Source organism: Solirubrobacter pauli, assembly GCF_003633755.1.
In the GTDB taxonomy this organism is placed as follows: Bacteria; Actinomycetota; Thermoleophilia; order Solirubrobacterales; family Solirubrobacteraceae; genus Solirubrobacter; species Solirubrobacter pauli.
On sequence record NZ_RBIL01000001.1, the window covers coordinates 3,306,267 to 3,325,524 of the forward strand.

A 19,258-nucleotide genomic window follows, 5' to 3' on the forward strand; every position below is an offset into this window, starting at 1 on the left:
GGAGCAGCGTCGGGTCTCGAGCACGGCACGACGAGCACCCCAGGACGTGATCCACCTGCTCCTTTCGGAGCAGGTCGCGGAGTCCACGGCTACCTAACCTTCGCCTCATGCCCCGGCACCGGCCGACCGCAGGCGACGTCGTCGCCACCGTCCTCGCCCTGGCGGTCTGCATCGGCTTCACGCTCGTGGTGCGCGGCGACGTGGAGGAGGTCGACCGCGACTTCGACGGGCTCGCCGTCGCCCTCATCCTCCTCGGCTTCGCGCCGATCGTGCTCTGGCGCACGCAGCCGCTCATCCCCGCGGGCTGCGCGCTCGCGACCGTGCTCGTCGGCATGGCGCTCGGCTACACGTTCATCGGCCCGATCGTCTTCGCCATCGGGCTGGTGGGCTGGGCGGCCTCCCGCGCGGAGACGTCCACGACCCGGACGCTCGGGCTGTGCTCCGGCCTCACGTTCGCGATCGTGGTGTCCGTCAAGGCGGACGAGCAGACGGTGCTGGCCGCGATCGGCGGGTTCGCGATCGGCATGGTCCCGGCGTTGATCGGCGAGCAGCTCCGCGCCGAGCGGGAGCGTGCGCGGGCCGCGCACGAGCTGGCGCGCCGGGTCGAGGAGCTGCGCGACCACGACGTGCAGCGCGCGGTCGCGGAGGAGCGGTTGCGGATCGCGCGCGACGTGCACGACATCACCGGACACCATCTCAGCGCGATCGCCCTGCAGTCGGCGGGCGCGGGCCGGACGACCCGGGACCCCGTCGCGCGTGCCGCCTTCGAGCGCATCCACGGCCTCACCGCGGAGGCGCTGGGGGAGACGCGGCGGTCGCTCGGCGTGCTGCGGGCGTCCGAGCCCGCGGAGCTCGCGCCGCCGCCGCGGTTGGAGCACCTCGAGCAGCTGCTCGTCCCGGTGCGCGCCGCCGGGCTCGACGTGCGGCTCCGCGTCGAGGGCGACGTGCGCGAGCTGTCGGAAACGGCGGAGATGTCCGCCTACCGGGTCGTCCAGGAGTCGATCACGAACGTCATCCGCCACGCGCAGGCGGAGACGGTGGAGATCGTCGTCGCCTACGGCGCGCAGGCCGTGACGCTGACGGTCCGCGACGACGGGCGGGGCGGCGCGGACGCGCGCGCCGGCAGCGGCATCGAGGGCATGCGCGAGCGGACGGCGCTCGTCGGGGGATCGCTGTCCGCGGGCGCGGTCGACGGGCACGGCTGGGCGGTGCGAGCGACGCTCCCGCTGGAGGAGCGCGCGTGAGCATCCGCGTCGTGATCGCCGACGACCAAGCGATCTCGCGCCACGGGCTGCGGATGATCCTCGAGAGCGAGCCGGGCATCGAGGTGGTGGGCGAGGCGATCGACGGCCTCGACGCGGTCGGCCAGGTCGGGCGGCGCACGCCCGACGTGGTGCTGATGGACATCCGGATGCCACGGATGGACGGGCTGGAGGCGACGCGCCGGCTGCGCGACGTGCCGGACGTCGAGGTGATCATCATCACGACGTTCGACCTCGACGAGTACGTGCTCGAGGCGCTGCGCGCGGGTGCGGTCGGCTTCCTCGTCAAGGACTCGCCGCCGGAGCGGATCATCGACGCCGTCCGCTCGGTCGCGCGCGGCGACGCGCTGATCGCGCCGGAGGTCACGCGGCGGCTGCTCGGCCGGTTCGTGTCGACGATGCCGGCCCGGGCGGGCGACCCGCGCCTCGCCGCGCTCACCCCGCGCGAGCACGACGTGCTGCTGGAGATCGCCGGCGGGCACAGCAACGCCGACATCGCCGCGCGGCTGCACCTGGAGGAGAGCACGGTCAAGGGGCACGTGCGGCGGCTGCTGGCCAAGCTCGGGCTCGCGAGCCGCGTGCAGGCCGTGATCTTCGCCTACGAGACGGGGCTCGTGGCGCCGGGGTCAGTGCAAGGGGCAGAGGAGCTGCGGGACTGAGCCGTCGGCATCCTCGGCCATCGCCTCGTTGACCTGGTAGAGCACGCCGAGGAACGTGACGCCGGTGATCAGCAGTCCGACCAGCAGGTAGATCACGCTCTGCCGGGTCATGCCGCGCTCGGGGCCACCGCGGCGGCGCTGCGCTCGCGGATCGGCAGGTGGACGAGCGCGGCCGCGACGCTCAGCGCGATGCACAGCACCCACATCAGGTCGTAGCTGCCCGTGGCCTCGTAGACCGTGCCGCCGAGCAGCGCGCCCACGAACGCGCCGACCTGGTGCGAGAGGAAGACCACGCCGAACAGCATGCCCACGTGCCGCGTCCCGAACATCAGCGCGACGAGCCCGGAGGTGAGCGGCACGGTCGAGAGCCACAGCAGCCCGATCAGCGCCGAGAAGACGAGCACGCTGCCGACAGTCACCGGGAGCAGCAGGAAGATCAGGAACGCGGCGGCGCGGCCGAGGTAGATGCCGCTCAGCAGCAGCCGGCGCGGGTGGCGGCCGCCGAGGATGCCCGACGAGTACGCCCCGATCACGTTGAACAGGCCGATCAGCGACAGCGACCACGCGGCGAGGCCCTTGCTCAGCCCCTGGTCGGTCAGGTACGGCGGCAGGTGCGTCGTGATGAACGCGATGTGGAAGCCGCAGACGAAGAAGCCGCTCGTCAGCAGCAGGTAGCTCGGGTGGTGCACGGCCGCGCGCAGCGCCTCACGTGCGGACAGCTGGTCGCCGTCCGCCTCGTCGGCGTGGTCGCCCTTGCCGGAGAGCGAGCGCGCGAGCAGCGGCACCAGCAGCAGCGTGGCCGAGAGCAGGATCAGGGCGGTCTCGGCGCCGTACGCGTCGATGAACCCCTGGCCGAGCGGGGCGAACAGGAACTGGCCCATCGAGCCCGCCGCGGTCGCGAGGCCCATCGCCCACGAGCGCTTGGCCGGCTCCACCAGCCGCGCGAAGGCGGCGATCACGATCGTGAACGAGCCGCCCGCGACGCCGAGGCCGACGATCACGCCGCCGGTGAGCGTGAGCACGCCGGGCGAGCTGGTGACCGACATCAACGCCACGCCCGCCGCGTACACGAAGCCGCCGACGGCCAGCACGCGCCCGGCGCCGTAGCGATCGGCGACCGCGCCCGCGAACGGCTGCCCGAGGCCCCACAGCAGGTTCTGGACCGCGATGGCGAGCGCGAACGCCTCGCGGTCCCAGCCGCGCAGGTCGGTCAGCGGCGCGGTGAACAGGCCGAACGTCGTCCGCACGCCGAACGTGATGATCGCGATCAGGCAGCCCGCGACGACGATCACCGTCGGGCTGCGCCACCAGGGCCGGCTCGCAGACATGGCCGCGGACGGTACCAGACTTAGTTCAGTCAGTGAACCGACTCTGGTACGGTGGTCCGCGTATGGCGCTGCCTCGCGAGTACGAGACCCAAGCCTGCGCGCTGGCCCGCGCGCTCGAGGTGGTCGGCGAGCGCTGGACGCTGCTGATCGTGCGCGACCTGTTCTTCGGCGTCACGCGCTTCACCGACCTGCAGACGCACCTCGACGTCCCCCGCGCCGTGCTCTCCGCCCGGCTCGCGCTGCTGGTCGAGGCGGGCATCGTCGAGCGCCGCCCGTACGCGCCCGGCCGCTTCGAGCACATCCTGACCGCCGCCGGGCTCGAGCTGTGGCCGATCGTGCACCAGCTGATGGGCTGGGGCGAGCGGCACCTGGTCGCGTCGGGGCCGGTCCGCCTGTTCGCGCACGCGACGTGCGGCACGGACCTCGCCGTGGACGGCGCCTGCCCGGCGTGCGCGGTCACGCCCGCGCCCGCCGACGTCGAGACCCGCCCCGGCCCGGGCGCGCCGAGCGTGCGCCGGACGGACCCGGTCAGCGTCGCGCTGCGCCGGCCGCACCGGCTGCTCGAGCCGGTCGTGGCCGCGTAAACCGCAAAGCATCGTTTGCAAAGAGACCTTTGCGGTCATACGGTCCATACGTGGACGACCGCTCGATCACTCCCAGCCCGCAGCAGCTCCGGGCGCTGACGCACCCGGTGCGCCTGCGGATGCTCGGCCTCCTCCGCGCCGAGGGGCCGAGCACGGCGACGGCGCTGGCGGCTCGGCTCGGGCTCAACACCGGCGCGACGAGCTACCACCTGCGGCAGCTCGCGACGCACGGGTTCATCCACGACGACCCGTCGCTGGGGACGGGGCGGGAGCGGTGGTGGCGAGCGGTGCACGCGTCGACGCGCACGGGGTGGGAGCCCCCGCACCCGGCACCGGCCGACAAGGAGGCGCTGGACGCGTACCTGCAGTCGGTCGTCGTGGTCTACACGCAGATGCTCCAGCAGATGGTCGAGGAGCGCGCCACCCTGTCGCAGGAGTGGCGCACAGCGTCGACGGTGTCGGACTGGCGGTGCCGGTTGGACCCCGAGCAGGCGCGGCGGCTGATCGAGCAGGTCGGGCAGGTCATCGAGGCGTTCGTCGCGGCCGAGGAGCGGCCGGAGTCGGACCCGGAGGCGGCGCCCTACGCGATCCTGTTCCACGGGTTCCCCCGGCCGGGAGGTGCGCGGGAAGGCTCGGCGTGAGCGCGCGCGGGCCCCGGCGGTCGCTGTACGGCTGGCTCGCGGCGGACGGCGTCTCCCTCGTCGGCACGCGGGTCTCGATGGTGGCGCTGCCGCTGTTCGTGCTGACGACGACCGGCAGCCCGCAGAAGACCGGGCTCGTGGCCGTCGCCGAGCTGGTGCCGCTCGTGCTGCTGAAGGTGCTGGGGGGTCCGGTGATCGACCGGGCCGGCGCGCGGGCGGTGGCCTTGACCTGCGACGGCGCGTCCGTGCTGGTGGTCGGCGCGATGCCGCTGCTGCACGACGCCGGCGTCCTCTCCTTCCCGGCCTTCCTGGCCCTCGTCGCGGTGGCCGGCGGGCTGCGCGGGCCGGGTGATGCGGCCAAGCACGCCCTGATCCCGACGCTCTCGGCGGCGGCGGCCGTGCCGATGGAGCGCGTCACCGGGCTCAGCGCCACGGTCGAGCGCACCGCCTCGATGCTCGGCGCCGCGCTCGCGGGCGTCCTCGTCGCCGTCGCCGGCCCGGCGAACGCGCTGCTCGTCGACGCGGCGTCGTTCGGCGGGTCCGCGCTGGTGCTGGCCTGGGCCGTGCCGGCGGGCACGCGCGGCCCGCGGGAGGCGCAGGAGGAGGGCGCGCCGTACGGCGAGCGGCTGCGGGCCGGATGGCGGTTCCTGCGCGGCGACCGGGTGCTGGTCGGGATCACGGCGATGGTGGCGCTGACCAACCTGCTCGACGTGGCCTGGTCCGCGGTCCTGGTGCCGGTGTGGGGCGTCGAGCGGGCCGGCGGTGCCGGCGCGGTCGGGGCCCTGTTCGCGACGTCCGCGGGCGCGGCGGCGATCGGTGCGCTGCTGGCGGCGGCGTACGCGGAGCGGCTGCCGCGCCACCTGACGTACCTCGTGTGCTTCCTGGTCGCGGGGCTGCCGCGCTTCGCCGTCGTGGCCTTCGACGCGCCGCTCGGATGGGTGCTCGCGGTCGCGGGCGTGGCCGGCTTCGCGGCGGGGTTCCTCAACCCGATCCTCGGCGCGGTGATCTACGAGCGGGTGCCTGCGCACCTGGTCGGCCGGGTAAGCTCGCTCTCGACCGCGACGTGCTTCGCGCTGATGCCGCTGGGCGGGCTGATCGGCGGGTTCCTCGTCGCGAGCGCGGGGCTGGGCACGGCCCTGCTGATCTGCGGGCTGGCCTACCTCGTGGTCACGCTGTTGCCCGCGGTCGACCCGCGCTGGCGCGAGCTGGACGCTACGCCGTCTGGAAGGCCGAGATCGTCAGCGCGGCGAAGCGCCGCGACGCGGCGAGGCGGGCTTCGGCCGAGCCGGCCCGCAGGCCGCGGTGGGCGAGCATCACGAGGACGAGGTCGTTCATGACGAAGTCGCGGCGCAGCTTGCCGGTGGCCTTGGCGCGGCGCGCGAGCTCCGCGACGGCGGTCAGCGAGGCGTCGCGGTCGGCGGCGAAGTCCAGCGCGTCCGGGAATGCCGACTTGAACGTGATCGGGAACCCGTGGTCGCGCGCGTGCAGGTCGAACACCTGCTCGATCACGCGCTGGAAGCCGTGCCAGGGGTCGGGGTCCGCCAGGCCTTCGTGCACGATCGCCTGGCACGTCCGCGACTGGTCCACGTAGACCGCGTGCGCGAGGTCCGTCTTGCTCGGGAAGTGGCGGTATACCGTCGCCGGGCTCACGCCCGCCCGGCGCGCGATCTCCCGCACCGGCGCCTGCAAGCCCTCGGTGGCGAACACCGCGCGGGCGGCGTCGAGGATGCGCTCGCGGTTGTCCTGCGCGTCGGCCCGGAGCTTCTGAGGCAAACGCGCGGTCACCGCTCTCACTTTAGTTGTGCGCACGACGATGTGGGTCACCGTCGTCGCCATGAAGGCGATTGCGATCAAGGCGTTCGGCGGTCCGGAGGGACTCGCGACGGTGGAGCTCCCGGACCCGGTGCCGGGTGAAGGGCAGGTGCTGATCGAGACGGAGGCGATCGGCGTGGGCGGCGTCGACGCGCTGATCCGCAGCGGCGTGCTGGGCGCCTTCCGGAGCTTCGCCACGGGGCACGTCCTCGGCAGCGAGGTGGCCGGCACCGTGGCGGCGGTCGGGGCGGGCGTCGACGTGTCCTGGGTGGGGCGGCGCGTGTGGGCGTTCGTCCTGCAGGGCGGCTACGCCGAGCGAGCGGTCGCGCCCGTCAGCGCGCTCGCGCCGCTTCCCGACGGGCGGTCGGCGGTCGACGCGGTCACCATCGGCAGCTCGGCGGCGGTCGCGCACTTCGCGCTCCGGAACGCCCACTTCGCGCCGGGCGAGTCGGTGCTCGTGCGCGGCGCGGCGGGTGGCCTCGGCACGCCGACGGTCCAGCTCGCGGCGCGCGCGGGAGCGAGCGCGATCGCGGTCACGACGTCGTCGCCCGCGCGCGGCGAGCGCCTGCGGGCGCTCGGCGCCACGCACGTCCTGGACCGCTCCGGCGCGGGGGAGGACGGCTTCGACGTGATCGTCGACGTCGTCGCCGGTCCGGAGCTGCCCGCGTTCCTGGACAAGCTCAACCCGAACGGCCGCCTCGTGACGATCGGGCTGCTCGGCGGCCCGCCCCCCGCCGACTTCGGCACGGCGCTCTTCGCCGCCTTCCAGCAGTCACGCTCGTTCGGGGTCTTCAGCCTCGACTCCGTACCCGACGCGGACCGCTACGCGGCGATCGCCGAGTGGCTCGCGAGCGACCTCGAACCGGTCGTGCACGACGTGCTGGCGCTCGAGCAGGCGGTCCTCGCGCATCAGCAGCTCGACGCCGGCGAGGTCTTCGGGCGGATCGCCCTCACGCCGCGGTAGGACCTGCCACGATCGGCGGATGGACGGAACCCTTGACCGCTTCGTCGAGGCGCAGGACGGCGTATACGACCAGGCCCTCGCGGAGCTGCGCGCCGGCCGCAAGACGTCCCATTGGATGTGGTTCGTGTTTCCGCAGATCGCGGGTCTCGGGCGCAGCGCCATGGCCCAGCGGTACGCGATCGCCTCGCTGGACGAGGCGCGCGCGTACCTCGCGCACCCGGTCCTCGGCCCGCGCCTCGCCGAGTGCGCGGAGGTGTTGACCGCGCTCGACGGGACCAGCGCCGAAGCCGTCTTCGGCGGCATTGACGCGATCAAGCTCCGGTCCTCGATGACGCTCTTCGCGCGCGCGGCACCCGACGAGCCGGTCTTCAGCGCCGTGCTGGAGCGGTACTTCGACGGCGCCGAGGATCCGGCGACCCTGGACCGCCTCTAAGCGAGCCGCGGGAGCACCGCGAGCAGGGTCTCCCGCTCGCGCGTGCTCAGCTCGGCCAGCACCTCGGCCTCCATCGCACGGATGTCGGCCTGGACGGCGGCGAGCTTCGCCCGGCCCTCGGCAGTCAGGTCGACCACCTTCGCGCGGCGGTCCGTCGCGTCGGGGCGGCGGGTGATCAGGCCCTCGGCCTCCAGGTCGTCGAGGATCTTGATCAGGCGCGACTTGTCGTAGCCCATCGCCTCGGCGAGCGCGAGCTGCGTGGGCGCCGACCCGCGGGCGAGCAGGCTCAGCGCCGCGTACGCCCACATGGTCACCCCATGGGCATCGAGCAACGGCCGCTCGGCCTCGAAGATGCGCCGCGCGGCGCGGGCGAGCAGCGCGCCGAGGTCCTCGCGTTCCACGGGGCGGATGATACGAGTGGACAAATCGTAAGCATTTGCATACGATATGCGAATGCATACGAATCGTTCGGTCACCCGGTCGGTCTCGATCCGGGCCACGCCCGAGGCCGTGCTCGACCTCGTCGGCGACGCGCAGGCACTGCCGCGGTGGGCGCCGGGGTTCGCCCGCTCCGTGCGCGCCGCTGGCGAGCACTGGGCGGTGGAGACCTCGGCGGGCGAGGCGCTCGTCGACGTGCGCGTCTCACGCGAGCACGGCACGGTCGACATCGTCTCGGTCGAGCAGCCGACGCGGGGCGTGTTCACCCGGGTGCTCGCCAACGGCGAGGGCTGCGAGTACCTGTTCACGCAGTTCTTCCCCGCCTCGGCCGGCGAGGCGGACGTGCGTGCGCAGGTCGAGGTGGTCGACGGCGAGCTCGAGACGGTGCGGCGGCTCGCGGAGCGGTGAGCGCCCGGTCATTGAACGGACATCGTTCCGTTACGGAATCGCGCCCGGGGGCGATTCCCACTCGGCGTTGACCATCGACCACGCCGCGCTGTTCACAGCCGTTCCCACGCCCTGCATGATCCTCGGCGTGGACCTCTGCATCCGCGAGGCGAACCCCGCGTATGTGGCGGCCATCGGGCGCGGGCGGGAGGAGCTGATCGGCCGCAACGTCTTCGATGTGTTCCCGGACGCGCCGGGGGCGACGGGCAGCCGCGCGCTGCGCGCCTCGCTGGAGAAGGTGCTGCACACGGGACAGCCCGACACGATGGCGTTGCTGCACTACGACATCGAGGTCGACGGCACGTTCGAGGAGCGCTGGTGGCTGCCGGTCAACACGCCGATCGTCGACGCGCAGGGTCGGACGGCGATGATCCTGAACTCGGTCGAGGACGTCACGGCGGCGCAGCGCGCGCGGCTGGCGCTCGAGCGCAGCGAGCGGCGCTTCCGGTCGCTGGTGGAGCACGCGGAGGACGCGATCCTGGTGATCGGGCCTGAGCGGCAGATCACGTACGCGAGCCCCGCGACGCGGCGGTTCATCGGACGTCGGCTCGGCGGGCTCGAGGAGCACCCGTGGACCGCGTTCGTGCACCCCGACGACGTGGTGGCCGCGATCGCCCTGCTGGATCTGGCGCAGGAGATGGGGCCCGGCGAGTCCGTCTCGGGGCGCCTGCGCGTGACGCGGCTCGACGGCGAGCTGCGCCACGTCGACGTCCACGCCACCGACCACCGCGACGACGACGCGATCAACGGCATGGTCATCAACGTGCGCGACGTGACCGACCAGCATCTGGTCGAGGTCACGCTGCAGCAGCAGGCGCTCGAGGACGCGCTCACCGGGGCGCCCAACCGGCGCTGGTTCCTCGAGGCGGCCAAGGCCGCGACCGCGCGGTCGGCGCGCACCGGCAGCCCGGTCGGCGTCGTGCTGATCGACGTCGACCACTTCAAGCTCGTCAACGACACGATGGGGCACCCCGCGGGCGACCGGCTGCTGGTCGATCTCGCGCGGCGGATGGCGGACGCGCTGCGGCCCAGCGACACGGTCGCGCGGCTCGGCGGCGACGAGTTCGCGATCCTCAGCGAGGACCTGCGCAGCGAGCGGGACGCGTGGCTGATCGCGCAGCGGATCGCCACGGCCGCCACCGGCCTATACGACCTCGGGCACGGGCTCGAGGCGCGGGTCACGCTGTCGATCGGCGTCAGCACCGACGTCGGCGGCGCGGACGCCGACACGCTGCTCGCCCACGCCGACGCCGCGCTCTACAAGGCCAAGCGCCAGGGCCGCAACCGGATCGAGGTGTTCGACCCCGAGCTGCGGCGCGCGCTGATCCACCGCCTGCAGATGGAGAACGAGCTGCGCCGGGCGGTGGAGCACGACGAGCTCGTCCTGCACTGGCAGCCGATCATCCGCACGCGTGACCACGCCGTCATCGGCGCGGAGGCGCTGCTGCGCTGGCAGCATCCGAAGCGCGGGCTGCTCGCGCCCGGGAGCTTCCTGCCGGTCGCCGAGGAGGCCGGGCTGATGCCGCGCATCGGCGCCTGGGCGATCGACCGCGCGTTCGCCCAGGCGGCGGTCTGGCAGCGCGACGGGGCCGGACCGCGCGTGTTCGTCAACCTCGCCGCGGAGCAGATCCGCGTGCCGACGCTGCCGGAGGAGGTCGCCCGGCTCGCCGCCACGCACGGCGTGCACACGAGCGAGATCTGCTTCGAGGTCAGCGAGCGCATGCTCGACGCCGACATCGCCGCGGTGCGCGACCAGCTGATCCGCCTGCGCGGGCTCGGCTTCGGGCTCGCCCTCGACGACTTCGGCGCCGGCAACACCGCGCTCTCCTGGCTGCAGCAGCTCCCGCTCGACGTCCTCAAGCTCGACCGGCGCTTCACCGCGACCGTCGAGGACACGACGGCGCAGGCGATCATCCGCGCGATCGTCGACCTCGGCCCGACGCTGGGCATGACGAGCATCGCCGAAGGCGTCGAGACGCCCGGGCAGCTCGAGACGCTGCGCCGGCTCGGGTGCGACTTCGCGCAGGGCTACGAGATCGCCGCGCCGCAGACCGCGCGCAGCGTCGCCCGAAGGTTCCGGCGTGACGCCGAGGTCGACGCGCCGCGCTGACCCGTCGGTAAAGATCCCGGCGATGAGCGATCACGCGGACGTCATCGTCGTCGGAGGCGGGCTGGCCGGTCTCGTCGCCACCGCCGAGCTGGCCGACGCGGGCCGGCGGGTGCTGCTGCTCGACCAGGAGCCGGAAGGAGCCCTCGGCGGCCAGGCGTTCTGGTCGTTCGGTGGCCTGTTCCTCGTCGACAGCCCCGAGCAGCGGCGGCTGCGCATCAAGGACTCGTACGACCTCGCCTGGCAGGACTGGCTCGGCACGGCCGGCTTCGACCGCCCGGAGGATGAATGGCCGCGCAAGTGGGCCGAGGCCTACGTCGCCTTCGCCGCCGGAGAGAAGCGCGCCTGGCTCGCCGGGCAGGGCGTGAAGTTCATCCCGAACGTGGGCTGGGCCGAGCGCGGCGGCTACGGCGCGATCGGGCACGGCAACTCGGTCCCGCGCTTCCACGTCACGTGGGGGACCGGGCCGGGCGTGATCGAGCCGTTCGTGCGGCGCGTCCGGGCCGCCGTGGCCGCCGGCCGCGTGGAGCTGCGCTTCCGCCATCGCGTCGACGCCCTGACGCGCTCGGGCCGCGCCGTCGACGGCGTGCGCGGCACCGTCCTCGCGCCGGACGCGTGCGTGCGCGGCGCGTCCTCGAACCGCGACGCGGCCGGCGACTTCGAGCTGCGCGCCGCCGCCGTGGTGATCGCCAGCGGCGGCATCGGCGGCGACCATGACCTCGTGCGCCGCAACTGGCCCGAGCGGCTGGGCGCACCGCCGAAGCGCATGATCAGCGGCGTGCCCGCGCACGTGGACGGCCGCGGGATCGAGCTCGCGCAGCAGGCCGGCGGCGCGGTCATCAACCCGGACCGGATGTGGCACTACACCGAGGGCATCCAGAACTGGGACCCGATCTGGCCCATGCACGGCATCCGGATCCTGCCCGGGCCGTCCTCGCTGTGGCTCGACGCCACGGGCCGGCGGCTGCCGGTCCCGCTCTTCCCGGGCTTCGACACGCTCGGCACGCTCGCGCACATCATGGGCACCGGCCACGAGCACACGTGGTTCGTGCTGACGCAGAAGATCATCGAGAAGGAGTTCGCGCTCTCGGGCTCCGAGCAGAACCCCGACATCACGGGCAAGTCGGTGCGCGAGCTGCTCAAGACGCGCGTCGCCTCAGGTGCGCCCGGCCCGGTCGAGGCGTTCAAGCGCCGCGGCGCCGACTTCGTCGTGGAGGCGAACCTGCGCGCGCTGGTCGACGGCATGAACCGGCTCACGGACACGCCGCTGCTCGCCTTCGACCAGGTCGAGCGGGAGGTCGTCGCGCGTGACCGCGAGCTCGACAACCCGTTCACCAAGGACTCGCAGATCACCGCCATCCACGGCGCGCGCCGCTACCTCGCCGACCGCATCACGCGCGTCGCGGCGCCGCACAAGCTGCTCGACCCCGCGGCCGGCCCGCTGATCGCCGTCAAGCTGCACATCCTCACGCGCAAGACGCTCGGCGGGCTGCACACGGACCTGAGCGCGCGCGTGCTCGGCGCGGACGGCGAGCCGCTGGCCGGCCTGTACGCGGCGGGTGAGGCGGCCGGGTTCGGCGGCGGTGGCATGCACGGCTACCGCTCGCTCGAGGGCACGTTCCTCGGCGGCTGCCTGTTCAGCGGCCGCACCGCGGGCCGGGCGATCGCGGCGGAGCTACGGTGAGCGGCGCTTGATCACGGCCTTGCCGGCGGCGATCAGCAGCGCGTCGTTGGCGCCCTCGCCGATCTGGGTCTGCGGCGCGTCGCGGCGCAGGCGCGTGAGCTCGGCGTCGCCCGTGTAGGAGCGGCTGGCCGCGAGGCGGGCGGCCTGCTCGACCGCCCACACCGCGCTCTCGGACGCCATCGTCTTGGCGGCGGTGGCGCGCTCGGCCGCGTCCGCCGCGCCCGCGTCGACGGCGTCCGCGGCGGCGCGGATCGCGGCCTCGATCACGAGCTGGCGACTGCGCAGCTCGCCGATCCGCAGCTGCGTGTGGCTGTGGTCGCCGAGCAGCCCCGGCCCGATCGGCCGCTCGGTCGCCTCGACCAGCGCGCACTCGATCGCGCGGTCGATCACGCCCAGCGCCCGGCAGGCGACGTTCACACGGCCGACCGCGAGCACGTCGAGCATCTGGCGCGCGCCCTGGCCTTCGCCGGCCTCACCGCCGAGGATCTCCGCGCCGGGCGCGAAGTGGCCGTCGAACGCCCACGTCGCCGACTCCACGCCGCGGTAGCCGAGCTTGTCCAGCGGCCCGGTCGTCCACGTCGCGCTGCCGCGTCCCTCGGCCGGCAGCAGCACGCACGACGGCCGCGACTGGCCTTCGAGCGTCGCCAGCACGCACGCGAGCGGGAACGAGAAGCCCCCCGCGATCCAGCGTTTGCGACCGGTCAGCACGAGCCCGCCGTCGGCGCGCGCGACCGACATCTCCAGCCGGCGCAGATCGCTGCCCGCCTGCGGCTCGGTGATCGAGAACGACGACCAGACGTCGCCCGTCGCGATCCCCGGTAGCCAGCGCTCGCGCTGCGCCTCGGTGCCGTAGCGCACGAGCAGCCGTGTGGCCAGCGCGGTGGTGTTGACCGCGCCGGTCAGCGAGATCCAGCCCTGGGCCAGCGTGCGCCAGACGTCGACCATCGCGCGCACGGGCAGCTCACGCCCGCCGTAGCGCGCCGGGACGAGCGCGCCGGGGACGCCGAGCGCCCCCAGCTGGTCGAGGATCTCCCGCGGCAGGACGTCCTCCCGATCCCACCGCTCGACGTTCGGCAGGACGGTCTCGTCCACGAGCCGGCGCACCGCGTCGGCCATGGCCTGGTTCTCGGACATCTCAGGCATGATGGGTAAAGAGGATTGCTGAAAAGCACAACCCGAGGAGACCATGAGCGCCACCACCTACGCGGTCGTCAACCCCGCCACGGGCGAGACGGTCAAGACGTACGAGACGATCAGCGACGACGCCCTCAAGGCCGCGATCGGGCGGGCCCATGACGCGCACGAGGGCTGGGGTCGCGGCACGAGCGTCGAGGAGCGCGCCAAGATCATCGCCCGCGTCGCCGAGCTGCACACCGAGCGCCAGGACGAGCTGGCCGAGATCATCGTGCGCGAGATGGGCAAGCCGATCGAGCAGGCCCGCGGCGAGGTCGAGTTCAGCGCGGCGATCTACCAGTACTACGCCGACAACGGCGCGAAGCTGATGGCCGACGAGCCGATCGAGCTGCTGGAGGGCGAGGGCTCCGCCTTCATCCGCCGTTCGTCGGTCGGCCTGCTGCTCGGGATCATGCCGTGGAACTACCCCTACTACCAGGTGGCCCGCTTCGCCGGCCCGAACCTGGTGACCGGCAACACGATCCTGCTCAAGCACGCGCCCCAGTGCCCGGAGTCGGCGGCTGTGATGGAGGAGATCTTCCACGCGGCGGGCGTGCCCAAGGACGCCTACATCAACATCTACGCCACCAACGAGCAGATCGAGTGGGTCATCGGCGACCGGCGCGTGCAGGGCGTCTCGCTCACCGGCTCCGGCCGCGCGGGCGCCGCGGTGGCGGAGATCGCCGGCCGCAACCTCAAGAAGGTCGTGCTCGAGCTCGGCGGCTCGGACCCGTTCATCGTGCTCAAGGCCGACGACCTCGACGCCGTCGTCGAGCAGGCGGTCGGCGGGCGGCTGGAGAACAGCGGCCAGGCCTGCAACGCCGCCAAGCGCTTCATCGTGCTCGACGACCTCTACGACGACTTCGTCGAGAAGTTCAAGACCGCGCTGACCGGCGTGCAGCCCGGTGACCCGACGTCCACGGACACGACGGTCGGCCCGCTGTCCTCGACCGCGGCGGCGGACCGGCTCGAGGCGCAGGTCAAGGAGGCGCTCGACAATGGCGCCGAGCTGCTCGCCGGCGGCGGCCGCGAGGGCAACTTCTTCAAGACCGCCATCCTCACCGGGATCACGAAGGACAACCCGGCCTACACCGAGGAGTTCTTCGGCCCCGTCGCCCAGGTCTACAAGGTCGGCTCGGAGGCCGAGGCGATCGCGCTGGCCAACGACACGCCGTACGGCCTCGGCTCGTACGTGTTCACCACCGACAACGACCAGGCGCTGCGCGTCGCCGACCAGATCGAGGCCGGCATGGTCTTCATCAACGCGGTCGGCGCCGAGGGCGTCGAGCTGCCGTTCGGCGGCGTGAAGGCGTCCGGCTTCGGACGCGAGCTCGGCCGCTTCGGCGCGGACGAGTTCGTCAACAAGAAGATGATCCGCGTCGGCTGATCACGCACGGTCGGTAGGCTCCTCTGGCAAACGTTTGCCGTTGCTGGAGGAGCCCATGACCGTCGAGACGTCCACCGTCACCGTCGTCGATCCCGCCACCGGGGAGGAGCGCGGCTCCTATCCCGAGCACGGGCCGGCGCAGATCGAGGCCGCGCTGGCGGCCGCGGATGCGGCCTTCCGCGACTGGCGCCGGTGGCCGGTGGCCGAGCGCGCCGCGCTGCTGAGCGGGGTCGCGCGGGTGCTGCGCGAGCGCGCCGACGACCTCGCGCAGCTGATCACGACCGAGATGGGCAAGCCGCTGTCCGAGTCGCGCTTCGAGGTGGAGAAGTGCGCGTCCGCGTGCGAGCACTTCGCCGAGGCGGGCCCGGCGACCCTCGCCGACGAGACGATCGACGCCGCGCCCGGCCGGTCGATCGTCACCTACGAGCCGATCGGCGTGATCTACGCCGTGATGCCGTGGAACTTCCCGCTCTGGCAGGTGACCCGCTTCGCCGGCCCCGCGCTCCTGGCGGGCAACACCGCGCTGCTCAAGCACGCGCCGAACGTGTCCGGGACGGCGCTCGCGCTCGCGGACGTGTTCACCGCGGCGGGCGCGCCCGAGGGCGTGTTCACGAGCCTGATCGTCGCGCCGCCGAACGTCCCGCAGGTGTCCGCCGACCTGATCGCGGACCCGCGCGTGGCCGCCGTGACGCTGACGGGGTCCGAGCGGGCGGGGGCGTTCGTCGCCGCCGAAGCGGGGCGCGCGCTCAAGAAGAGCGTGCTCGAGCTCGGCGGCTCGGACCCGTTCGTGGTGCTGGCCGACGCCGACCTCGACGTCGCGGTCCAACACGCGGTCAAGGGGCGGCTGATGTGCGCCGGCCAGACGTGCATCGCGCCCAAGCGCTTCCTGATCGACGCGACGGTCGTCGACGAGTTCGAGCGCCGGCTCGTGGACGCGCTCGAGGCGGTGCGGATCGGTGACGGGCGCGAGGAGGGCACGCAGCTCGGCCCGCTCGCCCGCCTGGACATCCTCGAGACGCTCGAGCGTCAGGTCGCCGCGACCGTCGAGGAGGGCGCGCAGCTCAAGACCGGCGGCCGCCGCCTGGACCGTCCCGGCTTCTTCTTCCCGCCGACCGTGCTCAGCGGCGTCAAGCCCGGCATGACCGCGTTCACCGACGAGACGTTCGGCCCGGTCGTCGCGATCACGCCGTTCGCCGACGAGGAGGAGGCGATCGAGCTGGCCAACGACACGCGCTACGGGCTCGGCGCGACCGTCTGGAGCACGGACACCGAGCGCGCGCACGCGGTCGCGCGGCGGATCGAGTCGGGCGCGGTGTCGGTGAACACGCTCGTCGCGTCGGACCCGCGGCTGCCGTTCGGCGGGATCAAGCGCTCGGGCTACGGGCGCGAGCTCGCGGCGGTCGGCGCGCGCGAGTTCACCAACATCCGCACCTACAAGATCGCTGACTGATCGCGTGGGCTGAGCCCCGTCACGGTCAGCCGGAAGAGCCGCTCCGCCGCGGCGGCGGGGTCGGCGTGCTGCTCCGTGGCGAGGACGATGCCCACCATCAACGCCACCAGGTCCGTGAACGTCACGTCGCCTGCGACCGCGCCGTCCTCGGCGGCGCGGCGCAGCAGCGGGGTGCCCGCGGCTTCCAGCGCCGTCGCGCACGAGTTCTCGTAGACGTCCTCCGGCGGCGCGCCCTCGTAGGCCAGCGCGGCGGCCAGGCCACGGGAGCGCGTCGAGGAGGCGATCACCTCGCCGAGCCAGTCCAGCAGCGCGGTCCGGCTGTCGTGCTCGCCCGCGAGCACCTCGGCGCGGGCGCACAGCGCCTCGATCCGCTCCTTGGCGACCGCGTCCAGCAGCGCCCGGCGCGTCGGGAAGTGCCGGCGCACCGTCGCGGAGCCGACCCCGGCCACGCGCGCGATCTGCTCGAGCGAGGCGGCGGCGCCGTGCACGGCGACCTCCTCCTCGGCGACGGCGAGGATGCGGGCGTAGTTGCGGCGCGCGTCGGCGCGCTGTCGCGGGGACATCTGGGCGAGAGCGGGAGCTAAGTGGCGGGGTCCGCCATATAGTACCGTCGACCGAAGCGGCGGGCCCCGCCGTTTATTCGACAAGGAGCTCCCATGCCCAGCGATCCCGTACTCGTTACCGGCGCCACCGGCCGTCAGGGCGGCGCCGCCGTCCGCGCGTTGGTCGCGGCCGACGTGCCCGTCCGCGCGCTCGTCCGCGACCCGGCCCGTGCCAGGGCGGTCGAGGCGCTCGGCGCGGAGCTCGTGGTCGGCGACTTCGATGACCGCGACTCGCTCGTCCGGGCCGCCGACGGTGCGCGAGCGCTGTTCTCGGTGCAGATGCCGCGCTTCACCGGGGAGACGTTCGACTACGAGGGCGAGGTGCGGCAGGCCGTCAACCTCATGGAGGCCGCGGCGGCGGTCGGCGTCCCGCAGTTCATCCAGACGTCGGCTTCGGGCGTCGGGCAGCACACCGAGCATCCCGAGTGGGCGGAGGATCGCTGGCCGGGCATCGGACCGGCGATGGGCGCCAAGCAGGCGATCGAGGAGCGGCTGCGCGCGAGCGGGTTCCCGTTCTGGACGCTGCTGAAGCCGAGCTTCTTCATGGAGAACTTCACGCCGTCGATGGCGTTCCTGTTCCCTCGCGGCGTCGAGGGCGGGCTCGTGAGCCTGCTCAAGCCGACGACGATGATGTCGCTCGTGGCCGCGCACGACGTCGGCGTGGCCGTGGCCGCGGTGGTGGCCGCTCCCGAGCGGTTCGACCGGGTCGAGCTGGAGCTCGCGAGCGACTATCGCTCGATGACCGAGGTCGCCGCCGTGCTGTCAGATGCGCTCGGCGCGCCGCTCACCGCGCCGGACATGACGACCGAGGAGGCGCTCGCGGCCGGCATGCCCGTGATGGGCGCCGGCCACGACTTCCTCAACGCGGGGCAGCCCGCGCGTCCCGGGTTCGCGCGCGAGCTGGGCATCCCGCTCACGCGGTTCGAGGACTGGGCGCGCGAGCACCTACGAGCGGCCTGAGCCGGGCGTCAGCGGTCGCCGCGGCCCTGGTCGGCGGTGCCGTCGTCGTCGCCGCTGTGGCGGCTGTCGTCGTCGCGACCGCGCCCACGGTCGTCGCTCGAGTCGTCGTCGGAGCGGTTGCCGTGGCTGCCGCCGCCACCGGAGCGCTCGACCTCGGTCGCGACCCAGCGGCCGTTCGAGCGGCGGACGGTCGTCTCGATGTGCTTCTGGCCGGCGCGCAGGTCGGAGAACCCGGAGATGCGCTCGAAGCGCGTGCGGGAGGTCACGCGGACGGTGACCGTCCCGCGCTCGGAGTCCTTGATGCGGAACGTGCGGGCGTCGCGGTCGACGGACACGATCGTGCCCTCGTACTCGCGGGTCTGGGCGGAGGCGGCCGGCGCGGCGATCGTGAGCGCGGCGACGGCGATGAGCGCGGTGCGCAACAGCTTCTTCATGGTCGACACTCTGCGCCCGGGGCGGTCCGGGATTCCATGGGACCTTCGTCGCCCCCGGACTCACACCCTCCGCAGGTGCTCGGCGAGCGAGACGGGCTCGCGGCCGGTCAGCCGGCGCACGGCGTCGGTGGGGCCGTCGAGGCTGCCGTCGCGGATCGCCCAGTAGGAGCTGACCCAGCCGCGCACCTCGAACTCGGGCGCGCCGAAGCCCGCGCGCGACGCGAACGCCTCCTCGTCGGTCTCGTCGTGGAAGCGGACGCCCAGCTGCTCGGCGGCCTCGTCCAGGCTGAACGCGCTCGGCCCGGTGAGGTCGTGGGTCTGGCCGTCGTGGCCGTCGGCGGTGAGCACCGCGGCGGCCGCGGCGGCGACGTCGTCGCGCAGGACCGCCGCCACGCGCCCCGTCCCCGCCGGGCCGCGGATCACGCCGTCCTCGCCGACCATGCTCGGCACGAAGTCCATGTACAGGTTCATCCGCAGGAACGTCCACGGCAAGCCGGTCGCGCGGATGTGCTGCTCGGTGTGCCAGTGGTCGCGGGCGAGCGTGAACGTCGCGTCGGGCGCGGCGCCGAAGAACGACAGGTAGACGATCCGGCGCACGCCGGCCGCCACCGCGGCGTCCACCGCGGTCCGGTGCTGCGCCACGCGGTCCGGCGCTTCCGCGGCCGGCATCAGGAACAGCACGTCGGCGCCCTCGAGCGCCGCGCGCACCGCTTCGCCCGCGCCGTAGCCGGAGGCCTCGCGGACCTCCGCGCCGGCGACTTCGGGCGCGCGCGCCCGGTCGCGGACGACGAGGCGCTGGTCGGCGCCCGCGGCGGCCAGCCGGGCCACGAGCCGGGTGCCGACCGCGCCGCTGGCACCGGTCACGGCGATCAAGGGCATGGCTCGACCGTAGC

At 73.6% G+C, this 19,258-nt stretch carries 20 protein-coding genes and 1 pseudogene; 13 read left to right on the top strand and 8 right to left on the bottom strand.

Annotated elements, in window-relative coordinates; translation table 11 throughout:
• Positions 1-107: 107 nt before the first annotated feature.
• Both C8N24_RS15450 and C8N24_RS15455 read left to right on the top strand, forming a co-directional pair.
• Complete coding sequence (locus C8N24_RS15450) at positions 108-1,244, top strand: sensor histidine kinase (protein WP_121251213.1); 1,137 nt, start codon at positions 108-110, stop codon at positions 1,242-1,244.
• Positions 1,241-1,921: a response regulator gene (locus tag C8N24_RS15455; RefSeq protein ID WP_121251215.1), complete on the top strand. Its 681-nt coding sequence runs from the start codon at positions 1,241-1,243 to the stop codon at positions 1,919-1,921. Before C8N24_RS15450 ends, C8N24_RS15455 begins: the two co-directional genes overlap by 4 nt.
• Here C8N24_RS15455 and C8N24_RS33975 read toward each other — a convergent pair.
• Positions 1,889-2,032, bottom strand: a complete 144-nt coding sequence (locus tag C8N24_RS33975) for a hypothetical protein (RefSeq protein WP_170179125.1) — start codon at positions 2,030-2,032, stop codon at positions 1,889-1,891. The genes C8N24_RS15455 and C8N24_RS33975 overlap by 33 nt on opposite strands.
• The gene (locus C8N24_RS15460) at positions 2,029-3,249 is read right to left on the bottom strand and encodes an MFS transporter (protein ID WP_121251217.1); all 1,221 of its coding nucleotides are present in this window, start codon (positions 3,247-3,249) and stop codon (positions 2,029-2,031) included. The genes C8N24_RS33975 and C8N24_RS15460 overlap by 4 nt, the downstream gene beginning before the upstream one ends.
• Before the next feature lie 62 nt (positions 3,250-3,311).
• Between C8N24_RS15460 and C8N24_RS15465 the strand changes: the two genes are divergently transcribed.
• The 3 genes and pseudogenes from C8N24_RS15465 to C8N24_RS15475 form a co-directional block, all read left to right on the top strand.
• Positions 3,312-3,833 carry a winged helix-turn-helix transcriptional regulator gene (locus C8N24_RS15465; protein WP_121251219.1) on the top strand — a complete coding sequence of 174 codons (522 nt, stop codon included), beginning with the start codon at positions 3,312-3,314 and terminating at the stop codon, positions 3,831-3,833.
• Positions 3,834-3,883: 50 nt separating this feature from the next.
• Entirely contained in the window at positions 3,884-4,474 is a 591-nt protein-coding gene (locus C8N24_RS15470) for an ArsR/SmtB family transcription factor (RefSeq protein WP_121251221.1), read from the top strand.
• Positions 4,471-5,655: pseudogene (locus C8N24_RS15475) on the top strand (MFS transporter); the annotation flags it as partial. The gene C8N24_RS15470 and the pseudogene C8N24_RS15475, both read left to right, overlap by 4 nt.
• A gap of 31 nt (positions 5,656-5,686) precedes the next feature.
• Here C8N24_RS15475 and C8N24_RS35575 read toward each other — a convergent pair.
• A complete protein-coding gene (locus tag C8N24_RS35575) occupies positions 5,687-6,259 on the bottom strand; it encodes a TetR/AcrR family transcriptional regulator (protein ID WP_342794551.1) in 573 nt (190 codons plus the stop codon).
• Between the two features lie 49 nt (positions 6,260-6,308).
• Between C8N24_RS35575 and C8N24_RS15485 the strand changes: the two genes are divergently transcribed.
• Positions 6,309-7,250: a zinc-binding dehydrogenase gene (locus C8N24_RS15485; protein WP_121253239.1), complete on the top strand. Its 942-nt coding sequence runs from the start codon at positions 6,309-6,311 to the stop codon at positions 7,248-7,250.
• A 19-nt stretch (positions 7,251-7,269) separates the two neighbouring features.
• Positions 7,270-7,683 (top strand): DUF1810 domain-containing protein, encoded by a 414-nt coding sequence (locus tag C8N24_RS15490; RefSeq protein ID WP_121251223.1) that lies wholly within the window; start codon positions 7,270-7,272, stop codon positions 7,681-7,683.
• Here the strand turns inward: C8N24_RS15490 and C8N24_RS15495 are convergent.
• Positions 7,680-8,084 carry a MarR family winged helix-turn-helix transcriptional regulator gene (locus C8N24_RS15495; protein ID WP_121251225.1) on the bottom strand — a complete coding sequence of 135 codons (405 nt, stop codon included), beginning with the start codon at positions 8,082-8,084 and terminating at the stop codon, positions 7,680-7,682. The genes C8N24_RS15490 and C8N24_RS15495 overlap by 4 nt on opposite strands.
• A 52-nt stretch (positions 8,085-8,136) precedes the next feature.
• Between C8N24_RS15495 and C8N24_RS15500 the strand changes: the two genes are divergently transcribed.
• The 3 genes from C8N24_RS15500 to C8N24_RS15510 all read left to right on the top strand — a co-directional run bounded on the left by C8N24_RS15500 (position 8,137) and on the right by C8N24_RS15510 (position 12,359).
• Positions 8,137-8,529: an SRPBCC family protein gene (locus C8N24_RS15500; RefSeq protein ID WP_121251227.1), complete on the top strand. Its 393-nt coding sequence runs from the start codon at positions 8,137-8,139 to the stop codon at positions 8,527-8,529.
• A gap of 67 nt (positions 8,530-8,596) precedes the next feature.
• On the top strand, positions 8,597-10,678 hold the full coding sequence (locus tag C8N24_RS15505) for a putative bifunctional diguanylate cyclase/phosphodiesterase (protein WP_121251229.1): 2,082 nt from the start codon (positions 8,597-8,599) through the stop codon (positions 10,676-10,678).
• 22 nt (positions 10,679-10,700) lie between these two features.
• Positions 10,701-12,359, top strand: coding sequence for an FAD-binding dehydrogenase (locus tag C8N24_RS15510; RefSeq protein ID WP_121251231.1), 1,659 nt, complete (start codon positions 10,701-10,703; stop codon positions 12,357-12,359).
• Here C8N24_RS15510 and C8N24_RS15515 read toward each other — a convergent pair.
• Complete coding sequence (locus C8N24_RS15515; RefSeq protein ID WP_170179126.1) at positions 12,351-13,493, bottom strand: acyl-CoA dehydrogenase family protein; 1,143 nt, start codon at positions 13,491-13,493, stop codon at positions 12,351-12,353. The genes C8N24_RS15510 and C8N24_RS15515 overlap by 9 nt on opposite strands.
• 52 nt (positions 13,494-13,545) lie before the next feature.
• On the opposite strand from C8N24_RS15515, the gene C8N24_RS15520 reads away from it, so the two are divergent.
• On the top strand, positions 13,546-14,919 hold the full coding sequence (locus C8N24_RS15520) for an NAD-dependent succinate-semialdehyde dehydrogenase (protein WP_121251235.1): 1,374 nt from the start codon (positions 13,546-13,548) through the stop codon (positions 14,917-14,919).
• A 55-nt stretch (positions 14,920-14,974) separates the two neighbouring features.
• Positions 14,975-16,369, top strand: a complete 1,395-nt coding sequence (locus C8N24_RS15525) for an NAD-dependent succinate-semialdehyde dehydrogenase (protein WP_121251237.1) — start codon at positions 14,975-14,977, stop codon at positions 16,367-16,369.
• Here C8N24_RS15525 and C8N24_RS15530 read toward each other — a convergent pair.
• Positions 16,351-16,932, bottom strand: a complete 582-nt coding sequence (locus C8N24_RS15530; RefSeq protein ID WP_121251239.1) for a TetR/AcrR family transcriptional regulator — start codon at positions 16,930-16,932, stop codon at positions 16,351-16,353. The two genes, C8N24_RS15525 and C8N24_RS15530, sit on opposite strands and share 19 nt — an antisense overlap.
• A 93-nt stretch (positions 16,933-17,025) precedes the next feature.
• On the opposite strand from C8N24_RS15530, the gene C8N24_RS15535 reads away from it, so the two are divergent.
• Positions 17,026-17,931, top strand: a complete 906-nt coding sequence (locus C8N24_RS15535; protein ID WP_121251241.1) for an NmrA family NAD(P)-binding protein — start codon at positions 17,026-17,028, stop codon at positions 17,929-17,931.
• An 8-nt stretch (positions 17,932-17,939) separates the two neighbouring features.
• On the opposite strand, the gene C8N24_RS15540 is transcribed toward C8N24_RS15535, so the two are convergent.
• Both C8N24_RS15540 and C8N24_RS15545 read right to left on the bottom strand, forming a co-directional pair.
• Positions 17,940-18,365 carry a DUF5666 domain-containing protein gene (locus C8N24_RS15540; RefSeq protein WP_121251243.1) on the bottom strand — a complete coding sequence of 142 codons (426 nt, stop codon included), beginning with the start codon at positions 18,363-18,365 and terminating at the stop codon, positions 17,940-17,942.
• Positions 18,366-18,425: 60 nt separating this feature from the next.
• The gene (locus C8N24_RS15545) at positions 18,426-19,244 is read right to left on the bottom strand and encodes an SDR family oxidoreductase (RefSeq protein WP_121251245.1); all 819 of its coding nucleotides are present in this window, start codon (positions 19,242-19,244) and stop codon (positions 18,426-18,428) included.
• Between the last annotated feature and the right edge of the window lie 14 nt (positions 19,245-19,258).

What these genes read in the sequence shown, in the direction of transcription:
- C8N24_RS15450 (WP_121251213.1), top strand. Translation starts at nt 108, where the DNA reads ATGCCCCGGCACCGGCCGACCGCAGGCGACGTCGTCGCCACCGTCCTC.
- C8N24_RS33975 (WP_170179125.1), bottom strand. Translation starts at nt 2,032, where the DNA reads ATGACCCGGCAGAGCGTGATCTACCTGCTGGTCGGACTGCTGATCACC.
- C8N24_RS15460 (WP_121251217.1), bottom strand. Translation starts at nt 3,249, where the DNA reads ATGTCTGCGAGCCGGCCCTGGTGGCGCAGCCCGACGGTGATCGTCGTC.
- C8N24_RS15465 (WP_121251219.1), top strand. Translation starts at nt 3,312, where the DNA reads ATGGCGCTGCCTCGCGAGTACGAGACCCAAGCCTGCGCGCTGGCCCGC.
- C8N24_RS15485 (WP_121253239.1), top strand. Translation starts at nt 6,309, where the DNA reads ATGAAGGCGATTGCGATCAAGGCGTTCGGCGGTCCGGAGGGACTCGCG.
- C8N24_RS15490 (WP_121251223.1), top strand. Translation starts at nt 7,270, where the DNA reads ATGGACGGAACCCTTGACCGCTTCGTCGAGGCGCAGGACGGCGTATAC.
- C8N24_RS15500 (WP_121251227.1), top strand. Translation starts at nt 8,137, where the DNA reads ATGCATACGAATCGTTCGGTCACCCGGTCGGTCTCGATCCGGGCCACG.
- C8N24_RS15510 (WP_121251231.1), top strand. Translation starts at nt 10,701, where the DNA reads ATGAGCGATCACGCGGACGTCATCGTCGTCGGAGGCGGGCTGGCCGGT.
- C8N24_RS15515 (WP_170179126.1), bottom strand. Translation starts at nt 13,493, where the DNA reads ATGTCCGAGAACCAGGCCATGGCCGACGCGGTGCGCCGGCTCGTGGAC.
- C8N24_RS15520 (WP_121251235.1), top strand. Translation starts at nt 13,546, where the DNA reads ATGAGCGCCACCACCTACGCGGTCGTCAACCCCGCCACGGGCGAGACG.
- C8N24_RS15525 (WP_121251237.1), top strand. Translation starts at nt 14,975, where the DNA reads ATGACCGTCGAGACGTCCACCGTCACCGTCGTCGATCCCGCCACCGGG.
- C8N24_RS15530 (WP_121251239.1), bottom strand. Translation starts at nt 16,932, where the DNA reads ATGTCCCCGCGACAGCGCGCCGACGCGCGCCGCAACTACGCCCGCATC.
- C8N24_RS15535 (WP_121251241.1), top strand. Translation starts at nt 17,026, where the DNA reads ATGCCCAGCGATCCCGTACTCGTTACCGGCGCCACCGGCCGTCAGGGC.
- C8N24_RS15540 (WP_121251243.1), bottom strand. Translation starts at nt 18,365, where the DNA reads ATGAAGAAGCTGTTGCGCACCGCGCTCATCGCCGTCGCCGCGCTCACG.
- C8N24_RS15545 (WP_121251245.1), bottom strand. Translation starts at nt 19,244, where the DNA reads ATGCCCTTGATCGCCGTGACCGGTGCCAGCGGCGCGGTCGGCACCCGG.